The organism is Dactylosporangium sp. McL0621 (assembly GCF_049995355.1).
Classification (GTDB): domain Bacteria; phylum Actinomycetota; class Actinomycetes; order Mycobacteriales; family Micromonosporaceae; genus Dactylosporangium.
Window position 1 is genome coordinate 1,886,190 of record NZ_CP188259.1, and the last position, 17,397, is coordinate 1,903,586.

The following is a 17,397-nucleotide window of genomic DNA, read 5'->3' on the forward strand; positions in this document are numbered from 1 at the left end:
GAACCACGGCCGGGAGGAATGACCGCGCCCAAACTACGGTCAGGTGCCCTCTGCCGCGTTTGATCGGGCAGGCCGAAGGCGTCCCCCACCCCCGACAAGTTGTGGCCGGCAGCCCACCGTCGCATCGGCCACCATTCGCGTCGACCCGTCCAGCACGCCTCGGAATTCCCGCGCCACGGCCTGTGCTTCCATGGCACACAGCACCTTCCGGCCGTGCCGCGCACCGCGTTCGGCCGCGCCGTTCCCAGCTGCGACCGCGCCCTGAGCGACCGCGCCGTGGTGCGCAGTACGCGATGCCGCGCCGTGCATGTCCACGCCCTGCGCGGCGGCCGTGCTGTGCCGTCCGCGCCGTGGTGCGCCGTGCGCGATGCCGCGCCGTGCACGTCCACGCCCTGCGCGGCGGCCCTGCTGTGCCGTCCGCGCCGAGATGCGCCGGGCGCGACGGCCATGTCCGGCAGCGTTGTGCCGGGCGCGATGGCGAGGCCATGCGCGTCCGAGCCCTGTCCACGCCGCGCCGTGCGCCGCCCGCGCCGCATGCAGGCCGTACCGTCCGTGACCGCGCTGGCTGCGCCGTGCCGCGCGCCGCCCGTGCCGTGTCCACGCCGCGCCGTGCGCGACCGCGCCGTGCGACCGTCGCGCTGCGCTGGACTGGACTGCGCCGCGCGGCGCGGGCGTGGTCAGCCGCGTAGCCGCAAGCCCCTCGGTGTGCTCCGGAACCCGGCGCTCGCCAACGCATCCCGCAACGGCGACTGCAGGATCGACTCGCCGTCCGCGCGTTCGACGGACATGGCGCCCAGCGCGCCCCCGTGCACCGCGTCCGCCAACGCCTTCGCGGCCAGGGCGAGCAGCTCCGGGTCGTCGGCGTAGGACAGGAGGGTGCGGCCGCCGCGCTCGACGTACAGGATCAGGTCGCCGCCCACGGTGACGATCAGCGAGCCGGCCTTGCGACCCGCTCGGTGGCCGGACCGCTCGCCGTCGCCGGCGTCGACGACGCGCTCGGGCCAGGGCAGGGCCGCGCCGTACGGATTGGCCGGGTCCGTCGCGGCCAGCACGAGCGCGTCGCGGTGCTCGCTGCCGCCGCGCAGGCGGTCGACCGCTCCCGGCAGCGCGAACTGGGCAGCGCCGAGCCCCTCGACGAAGTACCCGCGCCGGGCCGCGCCCCGCTCCTCCATCGCCGCGAGCACCGGGTAGACCCCGGCGAACGCGCCCGGCAGGTCCTCGGCCATGACGGCCCCGCGGGTCACGACCCCGTGCCGGTCGAGGAGCAGCTCGGCGTTGGCGGTGGCGCGCCGGGTCGGGTCGAGGTCGCGTTCGGGCAGCCGGTACCACCGGCCGGCGGCCGTCGGCGGCCCGGTGCGGGCCACGGCGAGCGAGGCGCGCCCGAGCGACATCGAGCCCGCCCGCCGGTACCGCGACTTCGGCGTCGAGGGCCGCGACCGGTGGGCCCCGCCGCCGCCGAGCTTGGCGCGCAGCGGCGCGATGGTGTCGTTGGAGAGGTGGCCGGCCCAGACGAGGTCCCAGATGGCGGAGATGAGCTCGTCCTCGGGCGCGTGGATCGTCTCGGCGAGCCCGCGGAAGAACAGCGCCTGCCCGCCGGCGAGGGCCTCCAGGATCGCCTCGTGCAGCGGCCCGCCCACCTCCGACGGCGGCGGCAGGAGCAGCGGCGCGGCGTCGGCGAAGGCGAGGCTTACCCAGCCGTCGTGCTCGCCGATGCCCCCGGTGCCGGCCCACACGAGGTCGCCGGAGGCGGTGAGCTCGTCGAGATACGCCTGGCTGTAGCCGGCGACCCGTGCCGGCAGGATGAGCCGCTCCAGCGCCGAGGCGGGCATCGCCACCCCCTGCAGCTGCTCGATCGCCGACGCGACCGCCTCCACGCCGCGGGCCCGGGAGGCCCCGATGTGGTGCCACTGCGGCAGGAAGCGGGCCAGCACGCGGGGCGGCACCGGCTCGATCTCGCGGCGCAGCGCGGCCAGCGAACGGCGGCGCAGCAGGCGCAGGATCTCGGCGTCGCACCACTCGGTGCCGGCCCCCTCGGGCGAGAACTCGCCGGAGACGGCCGAGGGCAGCCGGCGCAGCGCCTGCTCGACGACGAACACGCCGAGCCCGAACCGCGCCGCGCACGCCATGGCGGTGAACGGCGCGTGGGTGCGCGCGTAGCGGCTCACCAGATCGCCGAGCGGGTCCGCGACCGGCTCGAGATAGGCCGTGGGCAGGCCGACCGGCAGCGCCACGCCCAGGGCGTCACGGTACCGACCGGCGTCCTCGACCGTGATCCAGCGCGCCTCCCCGGCGACCCGCACCTCGATCGCGCGCCGCCGCTCGGCCAGCTCCCGCGCCCAGGCCGGGTCGGCGCCGCGGGCCGCGAGCCCCTCGTCGCCGAGGTCGCCCAGCACCCGCAGCATCTCGGCGACGTCCTCGGCGTCGCGCGGGGTGCGCTGCTCGCCGAGCCACTGCAGGCTCGCCTCGGTCTCGGCGACCACCGCCGGGTCGAGCAGCTCCCGCAGCTCCACCCGTCCGAGCAGCTCCGCGAGCAGGGTCGGGTCGAGCGCGAGGGCGGCGGCGCGGCGCTCGGCCAGCGGCGCGTCGCCCTCGTAGAGGAACGCCCCGACGTACCCGAACAGCAGCGACCGCGCGAACGGGGAGGGCCGCTCGGTCTCCACCTCGACCAGCCGCAGCTTGCGCCCGGCGACGTCGCGCATCACCCCGACGAGCCCGGCGACGTCGAACACGTCCTGCAGGCACTCCCGGGCGGCCTCGAGGGTGATCGGGAAGTCGGCGTAGTCGCGGGCCACGTCGAGCAGCTGGGCCGAGCGCTGCCGCTGCTGCCACAGCGGCTGCCGGCGGCGCGGGTCGCGGCGCGGCAGGAGCAGGGCCCGGGCCGCGCACTCGCGGAACCGGGCGGCGAACATCGCGGACGTGCCGACCGTCTCCTCGACGATCCCGGCGATCTCGTCGGGGTCGAAGGCGACCAGGTCGGCGCCGGGCGGCTCTTCGGCCACGTCGGGCAGCCGGACCACGATGCCGTCGTCGCTGGGCATGACCTGGGCATCCACGCCGTACCGCTCCTGCAGCCGCCGCCCGATGGCCAGCGCCCACGGGGCGTTGACGCGTGCGCCGAGCACGCAGTGCACGGTCATCCGCCAGTCGCCGAGCTCGTCGCGGAACCGCTCGACCAGCACCGTGCGGTCGTCGGGCAGGTGCCGGGTCGCCTCCCGCTGCTCGCGCAGGTAGGCCAGCAGGTTGTCGGCCGCCCAGTCGTCGAGCCCGCCGGCCCGCAGGTGCGCCCGGGCCGCCTCGTCGCCGGACTTGACGAACCCGCGCAGCCGCGCCCCGATGGCCCGCCCCAGCTCCACCGGCCGCCCCGGCGAGTCGCCCTTCCAGAACGGCATCTTCGCCGCGGCGCCGGGCGCGGGGGAGACCAGCACCCGGTCGGGGGTGATGTCCTCGATCCGCCACGACGTCGAGCCGAGCAGGAACACGTCGCCGACCCGCGACTCGTAGACCATCTCCTCGTCGAGCTCGCCGACCCGGGCCGCCTTCTCGGCCCCGGCCAGGAAGACCCCGAACATGCCCCGGTCGGGGATGGTGCCGCCGCTGGTGACGGCGAGCCGCTGGGCCCCGGGCCGGCCGGAGAGCATCCCCTCGGTGCGGTCCCAGACCACGCGCGGCCGCAGCTCGGCGAAGGCGGTCGACGGGTAGCGCCCGGCCAGCATGTCCAGCACCGCATACAGCGCCGAGTCGGGCAGGTCGGCGTAGACGGCGGCCCGGCGCACCAGCGCGGCCAGCCCGTCGACCGGCCACGGCTCCATCGAGACCATCGCGACGATCTGCTGGGCCAGCACGTCGAGCGGGTTGCGCGGGTAGCGCAGCTCCTCGATGCTGCCCTGCACCATGCGCTCGGCCACGACCGCGCACGAGACCAGGTCGCCGCGGTGCTTGGGGAAGACGACGCCGCGGGAGACGGCCCCGACCTGGTGCCCGGCCCGGCCGACCCGCTGCAGCCCGGCGGCGACGCTCGGCGGCGCCTCGATCTGCACCACCAGGTCGACGGCGCCCATGTCGATGCCGAGCTCCAGGCTGGAGGTGGCCACGACGGCCGGCAGCTGCCCGGACTTGAGCGCCTCCTCGATGTGCTTGCGCTCCTCGCGCGAGACGCTGCCGTGGTGGGCGCGGGCCACGATCGGCGGCGCGCCCCCGGCCATGCCGGCCTGGGCCATCATCTGGGCCGGGAGGTTGACCGGCTCGGGCTGCGGCACGCCCGCGCGCGCCCCGGCCAGCTCGTTGATCCGCGCGCAGAGCCGCTCGGCGCCGCGCCGCGAGTTGGTGAACACGATCGTCGACCGGTGCTGCTGGATCAGGTCGAGCACCCGCTCCTCGACCGCCGGCCAGATGGACGCCTGCCGCGGCGCCCCGTCGTCGTCCTCGCCGGGCGTGGTCTCGCCCAGCGCCGTCATGTCCTCCACCGGCACCTGTACCTCGACCTCGATGGTCTTGGCACTGGGCGGCTGGACGATCTCGACCGGCGCCGCCCCGCCCAGGAACCGCGCGGTCTCGTCGATGGGCCGCACCGTCGCCGAGAGCCCGATGCGCTGGGCCGGCTGCTCCAGCAGCGCGTCGAGCCGCTCCAGCGACAGCGCCAGGTGCGCCCCGCGCTTGGTGGCGCAGACCGCGTGGACCTCGTCGATGATCACGGTCTCGACCCCCCGCAGCGACTCCCGCGCCTGCGAGGTGAGCAGCAGGAACAGCGACTCGGGGGTGGTGATCAGGATGTCGGGCGGGGTGCGGGTGAAGGCGCGGCGCTCGTCGGCGGGCGTGTCGCCGGTGCGCATCCCCACCCGGATGTCGGGCGGCTCCTGCCCGAGCCGGGCGGCGGCCTGCCGGATGCCGGCCAGCGGCGCCCGCAGGTTGCGCTCGACGTCGACCGCGAGGGCCTTGAGCGGGCTGATGTAGAGCACCCGGCACCGGCGGGCCGGCTCGGCGGGCGGCTTCGCGGCCAGCTGGTCGAGGGACCACAGGAAGGCGGCCAGGGTCTTGCCGGAGCCGGTCGGCGCGACCACCAGCGCGTGCCGGCCGGCGCTGATCGCCCGCCAGGCACCCGCCTGCGCCTTGGTCGGCTCCGCGAACGCCGCGCGGAACCACTCGCGGGTCGCCGCTCCGAAACCATCCAGCTCCTTCATGCCCCCAATCCTGCACCGGGGGTACGACACTTTTCTGAAGCGACGGCGATTTGCCCGAATTGGACCGTTTGGCTACTGTGTTCCACACCGAAGAGACACCCGAGCTTGCCTGGCCGGGCAGCGAAGGGGTCCCCTGCCCGGTCAGGCGGGGAACCCCGATGCGGCCTCAGGAGAGGCTCGACGTCGCCAGCTTCACGCTGAAGGCCAGGAACGCGCCCCCGACCAGCGTGGTCAGCCCCTGGGCGAGCCGGCGCCGGGCCCGGAACCGGTCGGCCAGGTACTGCCCGCCGAAGATCAGCGCGGTCAGGTACAACGCGCTCAGCACCTCTACCACCGTGCCGAGCGCCAGGAAGCTCACGGCCGGGTGCGGGTACGCCGGGTCCACGAACTGGATGAAGAACGAGACGAAGAACAGGATCGCCTTCGGGTTGAACAGGCTGATCACCAGCGCCCGGCGGAACGGCCGGTCGGCGGGCGCGGCCGGCGGCGGGGCGTCCTCGGCGCGCCGGCGCCGCAGCGTGCTCACCACCAGCCGGACGCCGACGAAGGCCAGATAGCCGGCGCCGAGGTACTTCACGATCCCGAACAGCCACGGGTTGGCGTGCAGCAGCGACGCGACGCCGCCCGCCGACAGCGTCATGAGCAGCGCGTCGCCGAGCCACACGCCCGCGGCGCCCCGGTAGCCGTCGCGCACTCCGCGCCGGGCGGCCACCGACAGCACGTACAGCGAGTTCGGCCCCGGCAGCAGCACGATCGCCAGCGTGCCGAGGACGTACGTCAAGGGGTTGGTGATGCCGAGCACGCCACGCCTCCAGTGCCACCGTTCTCCAGCGCCGCGCCCAGCCGCTCCCGCGCGGCGGGCCATTCGTCGGCGATCATGGAGTACAGCACGGTATCGCGCTGGCTGCCATCGGCCCGCCGGCGGTGACTGCGCATGATGCCCTCACGCTGCGCGCCGAGCCGCTCGATCGCCCGCTGGGACCGCTCGTTGCGCACGTCGGTGTGCCACTCCACCCGCAGCGCGCCGAGCGTGTCGAACGCGTGCCGCAGCATCAGCAGCTTCGACTCCGTGTTGACCGCGGTGCGCCACCAGGGCCGGCCGACCATGGTGTACCCGATGGCCAGGCCGCGCTGCACCGGACTGACCCCGTAGTACGAGGTGCTGCCGACGACCCGCCCGGTCGCGGCCTCGCGCTGCACGAACGGCACGCGCTCGGGGTCGGCCAGCGCCGCGGCCACGATCTCGGCCATCTCGCGCGCGGACGCGGGCCGCGGACTCGTCAGATGCGCCCAGACCTCGGCGTCGTCGAGCGCCGTGAAGAGCTCAGGCGCGTGCGCGTGGTCCAGGGGCTCCAGCACGATGTGACGGCCCCGCAGCGCGACCGGGCGCCGCCACGTCTCACGCTCCGGACGCAGATAAGCCGGCAGCGGTACCTCCTGAGCCTCCGCGGGCACCGGCAGTCCCCGGGTGAGCACCAGCGGTACAACTCCCGCCCAATGCGGCAACGTCAGGTCTTCGGGGTCGTCGCTCGGCGCGCCCGCGCGGACCTTGGCCGAGGCCTCGGCGAGGGGCAGCGCGAGCAGCGCCGTCTGCGCGGACTCCCTCCGGCTCGGGCGCCGGCTGTCGGCGTCGCGGCCCGGCGCCACCTTCTCGACCAGCGCGGCGAACGCCCGGGTGCGCTCGTCCTCGTCGGTGACGGGGCGCGCGGTGCCGTGCACGATCACCGAGCGGTAGTTGGCGCTGTGGTTGAACTGCGAGCGGGCCAGCACCAGCCCGTCGATGATCGTCACCGCGACGCACACGGGCAGGCCGTCCTCGCGCGCCGCGAGCATCGGGCGGCTGCCGGTCGAGCCGTGCAGGTACAGGGTGTCGCCCACGCGCGCGTGCAGCGTCGGCAGGACCCGCGGCTCGCCCCCGGCGACGTAGCTGACGTGGCAGACATAGGCCTCGTCGAGTACCGAGTGCACCAGGGCGGCGTCGTAGGAGGCTCGTTCGGGCATGCGCCGCGGCGTGGTGCGTGCCGTCTGCTGATACGTCTCCACGATACTCCTCTTGTACTAGTACAAAACTCCGAATGTGGCAGTACAATATCAGCCGACCCCTGACCTGCCACAACCCAAAAATGTCAGACCCCCTCATTAATGTCCCCACCGTCCGGGACACCGCTCGCAAAACGGGGGCGAGCGGTGTCCGCACCCGCAACGACCGATCAACTGTTGAAGGGGAGTAGTCGACCGCTCATTCAGGGAGGAAGAGCATGCGCACCGACCACCTCGTGCTGTGGCTGCCACCGGCTCCGCTCGTCGCCGTGTCCGTGCCGCCCTCGTCCACGCTGGCCGCGCGCACCGCGTGCTCGCTGGAGGTCGCCGAGCGCGCACCGGTGGCCGACCCCGTCGAGCGGCGGCGCTCCGGCGGCCGGGTCGCCGGGGTCGTGCTGGCGATGCTCGTGGCGCTGGTGCTGGCCGGGTGCGGAGGCGGCGGCGACCAGGGCGGCTCCACATCGGCGGCGGCATCGACCGACCCCGGCCGGAAAGGATGCGCTGGTGGCGGCCGTGAAGGCGCTGCAGGGGGTGGCCTACGGCTACACGATGAAGATCGACGACGTCACCGGCGTCGTGGACCCGGCCGGAAAGCGCCAGGCCCGCCTCGACTCGGTGGCGTCCGGGGTGAGGTTCTCGCTCGAGGGGATCGTGCTCGGGGGCGGCGAGCGGTATTTCCGCACGAGCATCCCGGCGGCGGGGGTGAGCGCGAAGAAGTGGTACCGGTTCGACCGGACCAAGGTGGCGCACACGGAGATCATCGGCCTGTTCGAGACCGACGACCCGACCAGCAGCCAGGACTTCGTGGCCCGGGTCGGGCGGGCCCGGCTCGAGGACGGCGGCCGGATCACGGGCACCTACGACCTCACGCGCGGCGGCGATCTCGGGCTCGCCGACCAGGCGGGGCTCACGGCGCTCGGCGAGCGCGCGAAGGCGGCACCGTTCACGGTGGCGCTCGACGCCCAGGGGCGGCTGGCCTCGGTGCGGGTGACGGTCCCGGCCTACGCGGGCACCGCCGAGCGCACGCTGACCGTCGACTACCGCGACCAGGGCAAGCCGGTGCAGGTCACGGTCCCGAAGCCGGCGGAGGTGGCGCCTGCGAACGCCGCTGTGTACAACCTGTTGAACAACTGAACTTTCGCTTTCGCGGCGCGCCCGGGCCGGACGAGGGCCGGTACGCTCCGGCGCGTGACCAGGACGCCCGCCCCGCCGACGCGCCCCAGCGACGCACTGTGTCTTGCGGCTGCCCCGACACCGGCCGCGGGTGAGCCTCGCACGCGTGTCTGGGCCTCGGTTCCGGGCGCTGCCGCGCGTGAGGTGGGGGCCGCCGTGGGCGCGGCTCCGGCGACGGCCGCCGGCAAGCGTCGCGCGCGTGTCGGGGCCTCGGTTCCGGGCGCTGCCGCGCGTCAGGTGAGGGTCGGCGTTGACGCGGCTCCGGTGACGACTGCCGCTCGAGTGGCACCGATGACCACTGGCGTCCGCGCGGCAGTGGCGACGATCGGCGTCCGCGCGGTGGCGTGGCGCTCCTGGATTCGCGCGCATGCCAGGGCCTCGGCTCCGGGTGCTGCCGCGCGTGAGGTGGGGGCTGGCGTTGGCGCGGCTGCGGTGACGACCGGCGTCCGCGCGGGTGTGGCGACGAGCGGTGTTCGGGTGGCGTTTGCGAGGCGGGTTGTCGCGTTGGTCGGGGCGGTGGCGGTCGTGCTCGGCGTGGCCGGGTGTACGCACAAGGCGGCCCCGCCCGGGCCCGCTGTCAGTGTCAAACCCTCGCCCAGTGGGCTGGCGGCCGGGGTCTGGCACCTCGGGTTCAGTAGTTACCGGTTCAAGGTCGTCGCCAAGGAGGGCAGTTACACCGGCGGGATCGATCCGCTCGCGGATCTGCTCGACGCCTCGGTGGCGGTCAGCTCCGACGGGGCCTCGCTCAAGATTGACACCGTTGAGGTGCGCGGGAGTGCGTACACGCGGCTCACGAGTCTGCCGTTGCCCGGCTTCGACGGGCAGGCCTGGTACAAGATCGATTCTTCCCGGGTTACGCGGCCGGGGGCGCTTGGGCTCAGTGCGACCAAGGACCCTACCGGCGTGCAGGCGCTGATCGCGGCCACGCACGATGTCCGGCGCGACGGGCGGAAGTACACGGGGACCGTCGACATGACCCGGGTCGTCGCTTGGGGGCCGGTGAACGTCGGGCAGGTCATGCAGCTCGGGAACGCGGCCCGGGCGGTGCCGTTCGAGGCGAGCGTCGATGAGCAGGAGCGGCTCGTCTCGGTCAAGGTGAGCATCCCGGACAACCCGGTGGAGGCGACGTACTCGGACTTCGGTACCGCCGTCAGCGTCGCCGAGCCGAAAGACGCCCAGCCGCTTCCCGACCACCTGTACGGGATGCTCGGGCTCTGACCGCCCGCAACAGGCGCGCGATCCAGACCGCGGCCGCGCAGGACCAGGTCGCGCCGGCCGGGCCCGCGGAACGGAGACGCGGGCGGCCGGACCGCGGGACAAAGGCGCGGAGGTGCGGAGGTGCGGGCGATCGAGCCCGCGGGACCGAGGTGCGGAGGCACGGGCAGCGGCGCCGCAGCGCAGTCGAGCCCGCGGGACGGCGGCGCGGGCGGCCGGGACGGCGGCGGGGAGGCGCGGGCGGCCGGGACAGCGGCGCTGCGGCGGGGAGGCGCGGGCAGCCAACTCGGCGGGACGGAGCGGCAGCCTGGGCATGGGAACAGAGGCGCAGGCGCCGGGCCCGGGTGACGGGGGGCGGCGCGCCGACGGCGGCGTGGAGGGCAAGAAGGCGCTAGGCGAGACCGTGTCTCGCGTCGCACACTGGCGCGCATGGAGCAGCACCTGTACGAGGCCGAGCACCAGGCGTTCCGGGACCTCTGCCGGGAGTTTCTCGCGCGCGAGGCCGTGCCGCACAACGACGAGTGGGACAAGGCCGGCATCGTCGACCGGGAGATCTGGCGCAAGGCCGGCGGCGCGGGGCTGCTCGGGATGGACGTCGACGAGGAGTACGGCGGCGGGGGGCAGCGGGACTTCCGGTTCAACGCGGTGCTCGTCGAGGAGATCATCGCGGCCGGGGCGTCCGGGCTCGGGTTCGGGCTGCACAACGATGTCGTCGCGCCGTACCTGACCGAGCTGACCACCGAGGAGCAGAAGAAGCGGTGGCTGCCGGGCTTCTGCTCCGGCGACATCGTCACCGCCATCGCGATGAGTGAGCCCGGCGCGGGCAGTGATCTGGCCGGGATTCGTACCAACGCGGTGCGCGACGGCGACTCGTGGGTGCTCAACGGGCAGAAGACGTTCATCACCAACGGCGAGATGGCCGACCTGGTCGTGGTCGTGGCCAAGACCGACTCGTCCAAGGGCGCGCACGGCATCAGCCTGTTCGCGGTGGAGACCGGCACGCCCGGGTTCACGCGCGGGCGGCGGCTGGAGAAGGTCGGGCTCAAGGCGAACGACACGGCCGAGCTGTTCTTCGACGACTGCCGCATTCCGGCCGACCACCTGATCGGCCAGGAGAACGCCGGCTTCTACCACCTGATGGCGAACCTGCCCCGGGAGCGGCTCGGCATCGCGGTGGCGGCGGTCGCGGCGGCGGAGTCGATTCTCGCGATGACGCTGGAGTACGTCCGCAGCCGGGAGGCCTTCGGGCGCCCCATCGGCAAGTTCCAGCACAACCGGTTCCTGCTGGCCGAGCTCGACACCGAGGTGACGATCGCGCGGACCTTCATCAACCACTGCATCCAGGAGCACAACGCGGAGCGGCTCACCGTGGCCGACGCGGCCAAGGCGAAGTGGTGGACGACGGAGCTGCAGAACAAGGTGGCGGACCGGTGCGTGCAGTTGCACGGCGGGTACGGCTTCATGATGGAGTACCCGGTCGCCAAGGCGTGGCTCAACAGCCGGGTCCAGACCATCTACGGCGGCACCACCGAGATCATGAAGGAGATCATCGGCCGTTCGCTCGGCCTGTGACGGGGAGCCGAGGCCGGCGGCCGGTTCGAGACCGGCGGCACTGGCGAAGGTCTTGAGGGGTGTGGGTGGAGCGGAGCTCCCTCACGGGAGGGGAAGCCAGGCCGGTTCGAGACCGTCGGCACTGGCGAAGGTCCTGAGGGGGTGTGGGTGGAGCGGAGCTCCCCCACGGGACGGGAAGTCAGCGGTCTGTGACGTTCGCCAGGGCTTCCAGGATGAGCGCGGTCGACGTGGCGCCCGGGTCGGGGTGGCCGGCGCTGCGCTCGCCCAGGTAGGAGGCTCGGCCTTTGCGGGCTACCAGCGGTACCGTCGCAGCGGCTCCTGCTTTTGCCGCTTCAGCGGCGGCCCGGGCCGCGACGGACTCTCCGGACGCGGCCGCTTCCGCGTAGGCCGCCACGGCCGGGGCCAGGGCGTCGACCATGGTCTTGTCGCCGACCTCGGCCCGGCCCAGCTGGCGCACGCCGTCCAGCGCCGCCTGGAGGCCCTCGGCGAACGAGCCGCCCTGGCGCAGCGTCTTGCCCAGCGCCCGGAACACCGTGCCGTAGAGCGGGCCCGACGCGCCGCCCACCTTCGACAGCAGCGTGGTGCCGGTCTTGCCGAGCACGTCGCCGGCCGAGGTGGGCTCGAGGCCGCCCAGCGCGGCGGTCACGGCGTCGAAGCCGCGGCGCAGGTTGACGCCGTGGTCGCCGTCGCCGATCGCGGCGTCGAGGTCGGTCAGGTGCTCCGCCTCCGCGCGCACCGACTCGGCGACGGCGGCGATCCAGTCCCGGGCCAGGGCCTCGTCCACGCTCACACCCCCCAGCGCAGCGCGGGCGTGCGCACGGGCGCGTCCCACAGGCGCAGCAGCTCGTCGTCGGCGCGGCACACGGTCAGCGAGAGGCCGGCCATGTCGAGGCTTGTCACGTAGTTGCCGACCAGGGTGCGCGCGACGTTCGCCCCGGCCTCGTCGAGCAGGCGGCGGATCTCGCCGAACATGAGGTACAACTCCATCAGGGGCGTGCCCCCGAGCCCGTTCACGAGCAGGATGAGCGGCTCGGACCCGACCGGTTTCGCGGTGAGCACCGCGTCGACGATGAGCGCGGCGAGCTCCCGGGCCGGGCGCATTGGCGCACGGCTGCGGCCGGGCTCGCCGTGGATGCCGACCCCCACCTCGATCTCGTCCGCGCCGAGCTCGAATCCCGGTTTTCCAGACGCCGGAGTTGTACCCGCTGAGAGCGCGACGGCGAACGACGCCGACCGCTCGTTCACGGCCCGTCCGACCGCGGCGACGGCTTCGAGGGCGGCCCCCTCCTCGGCGAGCGCCCCGGCGATCTTCTCCACCAGCAGGGTGGCCCCGGTGCCACGGCGCCCCGCGGTCCAGGTCGAGTCCTCGACCGCCACGTCGTCGTCGACGAGCACGGTCTCGACCCGCAGCCCCTCCTCGTCGGCGAGCTCGGCGGCCATCTGGAAGTTCATCACGTCACCGGTGTAGTTCTTCACCACGTGTACCACGCCGGCGCCGGCGTCGGCGGCCTTCGTGGCGGCCAGGATCTGGTCCGGGACGGGGGAGGTGAACACCTCGCCCGGGATGGCGGCGTCGAGCATCCCGGGGCCGACGAAGCCCGCGTGCAGCGGCTCGTGGCCGGAGCCGCCGCCGGAGACCAGGCCGACCTTGCCCGGCCGCGGGCCGTCCGCGCGCGCGACGTACTGCTCCTCGAGGTCCACCCGCAGCTCGGGATGGGCGGCGGCGAGCCCGGCGAGCGTCTCCCGGACGACGTCGGCCGGGTCGTTGATGAACTTTTTCATGCACATAGCATGCCTGGTATGGCGCAACTGGTGGGGATCGTGTTGGTGTCGCACAGCGAGCGGCTGGCCCACGGCCTGCGGGACATGCTTGTCCAGGTCGCGGGCGAAGAGGTGCCGATCGAGGCCGCCGGCGGTACCGACGACGGCGGGCTCGGCACCAGTTACGACCGGATCCTCGTGGCGATCGACCGGGCCGACCGCGGCGCCGGCGTGATCGTGCTCACCGACCTGGGCAGTGCGGTGCTCACCGCGCGTACCGTCCTGGAGGACCGGGTCGCCAACGACGCCGTGCTCGTCGACGCGCCGTTCGTCGAGGGCGCGGTCGCGGCGGCGGTGCTGGCCGGCACCGGGGCCAGCCTCGACGCGGTCACCCAGTCGGCGGTGGAGGCGCGTGATGTCCGCAAGCTCTGAGCGCTCGGTGGTGCTGCCCGAGGACCTGCACGCCCGCCCGGCCGGGGCGCTGGTGCGGGTGGCGGCGCGATTTCGCAGTACCGTCGAGGTGATCTTCGGCGAGAAGATCGCGAACGCCCGCAGCGTGCTGGCGGTGATGGCGCTCAACGCGACGGCCGGCTCCACGGTGCTCGTGCGGGCCGCCGGCGAGGACGCGGCCGAGGCCGCCGAGGCGGTAGTCTCGGTGCTTGATCACTGAGAGTTCGACCGCCGTCGACGTCACCGCACTCCAGCGGCGGACTCTCGGCCTGCTGTCCGCAACCCAGATCATCGGCGGGCTCGGCGTGGCCAGCGGCGTGTCGGTCGGCGCGCTGCTCGCCTCCTCGCTGGCCGGGCCGTGGGCGGCGGGGCTCGCCGGCAGCTGCGCGGTCGTGGGCGGGGCCGTGATCGCGATCCCGGCGACCCGCCTGATGCGCGCCGGCGGGCGGCGGCCGGGGCTGGTCTTCGCCTACCTCGTCGGGGCCCTCGGCGCGCTGCTGGTCGTCGTGTCGGTCTTCATTTCGTCGGTACCGTTACTGTTCCTCGGCACCCTGCTGTTCGGCGGGTCCAGTGCGGGGAACCTCCAGTCCCGCTACGCCGCCGTCGACCTCGCCGCGCCCGACCGGCGGGCCCGTCACCTGTCCGTCGTCGTCTGGGCCGCCGCGGTCGGGGCGGTCGCCGGGCCGAACCTCGCGCCGCTGACCGACCGGATGCTGGGGCGCTGGGGCGTGCCGGAGTACGGCGGGCCGTACCTCTTCAGCGTGCTCGCCTTCGCGCTGGCCGCGACCGTGCTGTTCGTGGCCCTGCGCCCCGACCCGCTGCTCACCGCCGGCGGCGCGCGCCCGGGGGCGAAGGCCGTCTGGCGCGAGGCCGCCCGCACCGTCCGCGACAGCGCCGGCGCCCGGACCGGGGTCGCCGCCGTCGCGGTCGGGCACGTGGTCATGGTCGGCGTGATGTCGATGACACCGGTGCACATCGAGGGGTACGTCCACGACCACGGCGACCTGCTGCGCGTCGTCGGCCTCGTGATCAGCATCCACATCACCGGGATGTACGCGCTCGCGCCCGTCGCCGGCCTGCTCACCGACCGCCTCGGGCGCCGCCCGGTGATCGCCGGCGGGATCGGGGTGCTGGTGCTGGCCTGCGTGTTCGCCGGGACCGCGGGCTCGGACACGGTCCGGCTCTCGATCGGGCTCGCGCTGCTCGGGATCGGCTGGAGCGGCACGATGGTGGCCGGGTCCACGCTGCTGTCCGAGTCGGTGCCGGTGGAGCAGCGCGCCGGCGTGCAGGGGCTCTCCGACGTGATCATGGGGGTCGCGGGGGCCTCGGCGGGCGCATTGTCCGGCGTGGTCGTCGACTTCTTCGGGTACCCCGTGCTGACGCTCCTGGCCGGGGTGACCGTCATTCCGTTGCTCGCCCGGGTACTCCGTTAGGTTTACCCCGTGCGTCTGACAGATTTTTGGCAGCGGCTCGAGGAGGTCTTCGGGCCTGCATACGCTCGCAGCATCGCTCACGACCAGGTGTTGTCGCAGCTCGGCGGCCTGACCATCGAGGAGGCGCTCGCGGGCCGCTTCGATACCGCCGAAGTGTGGCGCGCAGTAGTCGCCGCATATCCGGAGCGTGTTCCCGCACGTCTGAGGTGATGTTTTTCGGCGTGTCGGCGTGCTGATCGTACAGATGTACGGGTACTCTTCTCGCTCGTTGGGCGTCGCTCGAATTTTTTGTCATACCCGGCGCTTAACGTGTCAGCGTGACCAAGCGAACGCCGACGAAGACCGCGAATCCAGGGGTGACGGACATGGCAGTGCAACCTGACCGGGAGAAGGCGCTGGGGCTGGCCCTCTCGCAGATCGACAAGCAGTTCGGCAAGGGCTCCGTGATGCGGCTCGGCGAGCGCGTCATCGCGCCCATGTCCGTGATCCCGACCGGGTCCATCGCCCTCGACGTGGCGCTCGGCATCGGCGGTCTTCCCCGCGGCCGGGTGATCGAGGTCTTCGGGCCGGAGTCCAGCGGCAAGACCACGGTCGCGCTGCACGCGATCGCCAACGCCCAGGCCCAGGGTGGCATCGCGGCGTTCATCGACGCCGAGCACGCCCTCGACCCCGACTACGCCAAGTCCCTCGGCGTGGACACCGACGCGCTGCTGGTCTCCCAGCCCGACACCGGCGAGCAGGCCCTCGAGATCGTCGACATGCTGATCCGCTCCGGCGCCCTCGACGTCATCGTCATCGACTCCGTCGCCGCCCTCGTGCCGCGCGCCGAGATCGAGGGCGAGATGGGCGACAGCCACGTCGGCCTCCAGGCCCGCCTCATGAGCCAGGCCCTGCGCAAGATCACCGGTGCCCTCAACAACTCCGGCACCACGGCGATCTTCATCAACCAGCTGCGCGAGAAGATCGGCGTCATGTTCGGCAGCCCGGAGACGACGACCGGTGGCCGCGCGCTGAAGTTCTACGCCTCGGTCCGCCTCGACATCCGGCGCATCGAGAGCCTCAAGGACGGCACCGACGTCGTGGGCAACCGCACGCGCGTCAAGGTGGTCAAGAACAAGGTCGCCTCGCCGTTCAAGCAGGCCGAGTTCGACATCATGTACGGCAAGGGCATCTCCCGCGAGGGCTCGCTCATCGACGTGGGCGTCGAGCAGGCGATCATTCGCAAGTCGGGCGCCTGGTACACGTACGACGGCGACCAGCTCGGCCAGGGCAAGGAGAACTCGCGCAAGTTCCTGCGCGAGAACCCCGACGTCGCCGCCGAGATCGAAAAGAAGATCAAGGAGAAGCTGGGCGTCGGCGTCAACCAGTCCGCGGACGCGGCCGGCGGCCCGGAGGCGGCCCCGGTCGACTTCTGACCGGGCGCGCCTTTGCGGCGTCTGGTTGGCGGCGACTTGAGAGTTCGCGCGTTGGTGGCGCGCTCTGCCGGCTTTTCGCCGGCTGCGGCGCCTTGTTGTGGCGCATCGCTTGAGACCCCCGGTGCCGGCCCCTGGCGGGCCAAGCCGCTCGGGACGGCACCGGGTCTCTTGTCCTGGAGGTACTGATGTCCGGCGAGGAGAACCCTTGGCTCGCGGCCGAGGGCTCGGAGCCGCCCGACACTTCCCGCCGCCGCGCGCCGCGGACCGACCCCGGCGGCGACAGCCCTTGGACCGCGTCTTCTTCTTCGGCGCCTGCTGTTGACGAGGTGGCGCGGCCGGCTTGGGAGTCCTCGCCCGGGAATCCGTGGGCTGCGGGATCTTCGCCTTCGGGGGTCATCGCTGACGAGGCGGCGAGCAACCTGTGGGCGACGTCTTCTTTTTCTGCGCCTGCTGTGGACGAGGTGGCGCGGCCGGCTTGGGAGTCTTCGCCCGGGAATCCGTGGGCGGCGGCCGACGATTCCGTGTCTTCGGCTTCGCCGCGCGATGTGTGGGAGCCGGGGCCGGACAATCCTTGGTCTGATCCCGGGTCGGCGCCGCCGAGCCTTCCCTCTTCGTCAGCTCCCCCTGCGGGTCGCACTTCCGCCGGGCCCGACTCGGCCCGCTCGGGCTCATCCCGCTCGGATCGGGCTTCCTCTGCTTCGGCTTCTCGCCCTCGTTGGGCCCCCTCGGCCTCGGCTTCTCGCACCGATCGGGCGCTCTCCGCCGACCGCGTGGATCCTGATTCGACTTCTCGTCCCCGTCGGGCCTTCTCGTCTTCCTCGTCTTCCGATGACGCGGAGTCCTCCTCGGCCTCGGCTTCTCGCTCCGCCGACCGCGTGGGCCCTGATTCGGCTTCTCGCCCACGTCGGGCCTCGTCGTCATCCTCGTCTTCCGATGGCGGCTCGGGGTCTTCCTTGGCCTCGGCTCCTCGCGCCCGCCGGGTCTCCTCCTCTTCGGGCCGTGCGGACTCTTCGGGCTCGGCGGCTGCTACCGGTCGGGGCTTCTCCTCCTCGGCCGACCGCGTGGACTCCTCGGCGTTGGACCATGACGTTCTCGACTCGGGTCGGAGGCGTCCGCCGAAGTCGTTGCCCTGGAGCGATGACTCTCTGCGTGCCGCTCCCG

Annotated in this window: 14 protein-coding genes; 8 read left to right on the forward strand and 6 right to left on the reverse strand. The window is 73.3% G+C overall.

Going from position 1 to position 17,397, the window contains the following annotated elements; all coding sequences use genetic code 11:
- Window positions 1-677: 677 nt before the first annotated feature.
- From ACPPVO_RS08685 to ACPPVO_RS08700, 4 genes are all read right to left on the reverse strand, one after another.
- Window positions 678-5,177 (reverse strand): ATP-dependent helicase, encoded by a 4,500-nt coding sequence (locus ACPPVO_RS08685; protein ID WP_426510708.1) that lies wholly within the window; start codon window positions 5,175-5,177, stop codon window positions 678-680.
- A gap of 166 nt (window positions 5,178-5,343) precedes the next feature.
- Window positions 5,344-6,042 carry a leucine efflux protein LeuE gene (gene leuE, locus ACPPVO_RS08690; protein WP_426510709.1) on the reverse strand — a complete coding sequence of 233 codons (699 nt, stop codon included), beginning with the start codon at window positions 6,040-6,042 and terminating at the stop codon, window positions 5,344-5,346.
- Entirely contained in the window at window positions 5,955-7,223 is a 1,269-nt protein-coding gene (locus tag ACPPVO_RS08695; protein ID WP_426514580.1) for a bifunctional pyridoxamine 5'-phosphate oxidase family protein/GNAT family N-acetyltransferase, read from the reverse strand. The genes leuE and ACPPVO_RS08695 overlap by 88 nt, the downstream gene beginning before the upstream one ends.
- Before the next feature lie 193 nt (window positions 7,224-7,416).
- Window positions 7,417-7,677: a hypothetical protein gene (locus ACPPVO_RS08700; RefSeq protein ID WP_426510710.1), complete on the reverse strand. Its 261-nt coding sequence runs from the start codon at window positions 7,675-7,677 to the stop codon at window positions 7,417-7,419.
- 44 nt (window positions 7,678-7,721) lie between these two features.
- On the opposite strand from ACPPVO_RS08700, the gene ACPPVO_RS08705 reads away from it, so the two are divergent.
- The 3 genes from ACPPVO_RS08705 (at window position 7,722) to ACPPVO_RS08715 (ending at window position 11,177) form a co-directional block, all read left to right on the forward strand.
- The gene (locus ACPPVO_RS08705) at window positions 7,722-8,351 is read left to right on the forward strand and encodes a hypothetical protein (RefSeq protein WP_426510711.1); all 630 of its coding nucleotides are present in this window, start codon (window positions 7,722-7,724) and stop codon (window positions 8,349-8,351) included.
- Between the two features lie 516 nt (window positions 8,352-8,867).
- Complete coding sequence (locus ACPPVO_RS08710) at window positions 8,868-9,608, forward strand: hypothetical protein (protein WP_426510712.1); 741 nt, start codon at window positions 8,868-8,870, stop codon at window positions 9,606-9,608.
- Window positions 9,609-10,034: 426 nt separating this feature from the next.
- On the forward strand, window positions 10,035-11,177 hold the full coding sequence (locus ACPPVO_RS08715; RefSeq protein ID WP_360388782.1) for an acyl-CoA dehydrogenase family protein: 1,143 nt from the start codon (window positions 10,035-10,037) through the stop codon (window positions 11,175-11,177).
- 178 nt (window positions 11,178-11,355) lie between these two features.
- Here the strand turns inward: ACPPVO_RS08715 and dhaL are convergent, their stop codons facing one another.
- Window positions 11,356-11,967, reverse strand: a complete 612-nt coding sequence (gene dhaL, locus ACPPVO_RS08720) for a dihydroxyacetone kinase subunit DhaL (RefSeq protein ID WP_426510713.1) — start codon at window positions 11,965-11,967, stop codon at window positions 11,356-11,358.
- On the reverse strand, window positions 11,964-12,959 hold the full coding sequence (dhaK, locus tag ACPPVO_RS08725; RefSeq protein ID WP_426510714.1) for a dihydroxyacetone kinase subunit DhaK: 996 nt from the start codon (window positions 12,957-12,959) through the stop codon (window positions 11,964-11,966). Before dhaK ends, dhaL begins: the two co-directional genes overlap by 4 nt.
- Before the next feature lie 18 nt (window positions 12,960-12,977).
- Here dhaK and dhaM point away from each other — a divergent pair, with 18 nt between their 5' ends.
- From dhaM to recA, 5 genes are all read left to right on the forward strand, one after another.
- Entirely contained in the window at window positions 12,978-13,370 is a 393-nt protein-coding gene (dhaM, locus tag ACPPVO_RS08730) for a dihydroxyacetone kinase phosphoryl donor subunit DhaM (protein WP_426510715.1), read from the forward strand.
- Window positions 13,354-13,608, forward strand: a complete 255-nt coding sequence (locus ACPPVO_RS08735; protein WP_426510716.1) for an HPr family phosphocarrier protein — start codon at window positions 13,354-13,356, stop codon at window positions 13,606-13,608. The genes dhaM and ACPPVO_RS08735 overlap by 17 nt, the downstream gene beginning before the upstream one ends.
- Window positions 13,598-14,821: an MFS transporter gene (locus tag ACPPVO_RS08740; RefSeq protein WP_426510717.1), complete on the forward strand. Its 1,224-nt coding sequence runs from the start codon at window positions 13,598-13,600 to the stop codon at window positions 14,819-14,821. Before ACPPVO_RS08735 ends, ACPPVO_RS08740 begins: the two co-directional genes overlap by 11 nt.
- Before the next feature lie 9 nt (window positions 14,822-14,830).
- The gene (locus ACPPVO_RS08745) at window positions 14,831-15,031 is read left to right on the forward strand and encodes a DUF3046 domain-containing protein (RefSeq protein WP_350622017.1); all 201 of its coding nucleotides are present in this window, start codon (window positions 14,831-14,833) and stop codon (window positions 15,029-15,031) included.
- 155 nt (window positions 15,032-15,186) lie between these two features.
- Window positions 15,187-16,236, forward strand: coding sequence for a recombinase RecA (recA, locus tag ACPPVO_RS08750; RefSeq protein WP_426510718.1), 1,050 nt, complete (start codon window positions 15,187-15,189; stop codon window positions 16,234-16,236).
- Window positions 16,237-17,397 lie beyond the last annotated feature (1,161 nt).